Source organism: Mesorhizobium sp. M4B.F.Ca.ET.089.01.1.1, from assembly GCF_004022605.1.
GTDB lineage: Bacteria > Pseudomonadota > Alphaproteobacteria > Rhizobiales > Rhizobiaceae > Mesorhizobium > Mesorhizobium abyssinicae.
Genome location: NZ_RZOS01000301.1, coordinates 5538 through 7103 on the forward strand (window position 1 = coordinate 5538; position 1566 = coordinate 7103).

At 67.2% G+C, this 1566-nt stretch carries 2 protein-coding genes; one reads left to right on the top strand and one right to left on the bottom strand.

What is annotated here, in order from left to right; all coding sequences use genetic code 11:
• Positions 1 to 948 (bottom strand): mechanosensitive ion channel domain-containing protein (locus EN780_RS23465; RefSeq protein ID WP_245500087.1); only part of this gene is annotated, 948 nt, incomplete at its 3' end.
• Between the two features lie 260 nt (positions 949 to 1208).
• On the opposite strand from EN780_RS23465, the gene EN780_RS23470 reads away from it, so the two are divergent.
• The coding region (locus EN780_RS23470; RefSeq protein WP_133372685.1) for a DUF87 domain-containing protein at positions 1209 to 1566 on the top strand (358 nt) is incomplete at its 3' end.

Sequence of the window (1566 nt, forward strand, 5' to 3'; positions counted from 1 at the left end):
CCTTTGGGTGATGAAGTCCTCGTTGGGGATCAGGAACTCGCGGCCGTCGCGCGTCACCACCGAGACGAAGCGCGCCCGCAATTCGCGGATCCAGCCGAACGTGCCTTCGAGCGAGATCGTGTCGCCGGGCTTGATCGACTTGTCGAGCAGGATGATGACGCCGGAGACGAAGTTGGAGACGACCTTCTGCAGGCCGAAGGCGAGACCGACGCCGACGGCGCCGGAAAACACCGTCAGCGCCGTCAGGTCGAGGCCGACGGCCGATAGCGCGACGGCGCCCGCCACCAGCACGAGGCCGATCTTGGCCACCTTGCCGACGAGGACGCGGATCGACGGCGTCAGCTCCTCGGAGAGGCGGACACGCTCATCGATGTAATTGCCGATGACCACCGCCAGCCAGACCGTCGCGACCAGCAGCAGCGCCGCCTTCAGCACCATGAGCGCAGAAAGGCGAACCGCACCGAGCGGGATTGCCAGGCTGTCGAGGACCGTGGCCGCGTCGTCGCTGACGTGCAGGATGACAAGGGCCGCATAGATCCACGCCAGCCAGCCCAGCGTGCGTGCGACGAGGCGGTTGCGGATGATGCGCGACAGCACCGTCGCGAACAGCCACGCCAGCGCGAGCAGCAGCGCGACCTGGAGGAGATGGGTGCGGCTTGGCCAGGTGACGGCGCGCAGCAGGCTGAGCGCGGCAAACAGGAAGAGCGTGAACAGGATCCAGTCGGTGCGCCGCAGCAGGGCGATCACCACCCGCAACAGTCCGGGATGGCCCTTGATCTGGCGAGCCTGGCCCTCTACCAGCGGCTCGACGCGCAGCGCCGCGAGCTTGGCCAGCGCGAACAGTGCGGCGATGATGCCGAGCTGATAGACGAACCACGGCGTGGCCGCATAGTCGAACCATCCGTCGGCCCAGGCCAGCGATCTTTCGATGGCGTCGCGAAAATCCATTTGCCACGACCACTTGGCTAAGGAACTGCAACTTGTGGTCCACAATGTCGCCGGGCTTGAGAATGGTCAAGCGGACTTCGCTCGGCCCCTGGCCCGCGCCCACTCCGGCGCGTGTCCGGCGCGCTCGGGGTTTGCGCGGCCAGGCGTGAACGGCCACCGAAGAGCTGGGGAACAGTGGCCCATCCATGCCCGGCGCGCTCGACCCGCCGCGCTTCGGTTGATAAGCCCTGTCGCCGTAGTAAAGGTTTTCGAGTCGAAATATGACGGTTGCGATCGAGATGGGCGAGACGAGCGCGGGGGCCACGGCGGCCCTCGACCTCGAGGAGCTTTTGGCGACCCGGCTTCTGGTGCAGGGCAATTCCGGCTCCGGCAAGTCGCATCTCTTGCGCCGGCTGCTCGAACAGAGCGCGCCCTGGGTGCAGCAGACCATCATCGACCCTGAAGGCGACTTCGTCTCGCTCGCCGAGCGCTTCGGTCATCTGGTGATCGATGCCGAGGAGCACACCGAGCGCGGCCTGCAGGCGGCCGGCGAGCGGGCGCGCATCCACCGCGTCTCCACCGTCCTCAACCTCGAGGGGCTCGACGCCGAGAACCAGATGCGGCGCGCCGCCGCCTTCC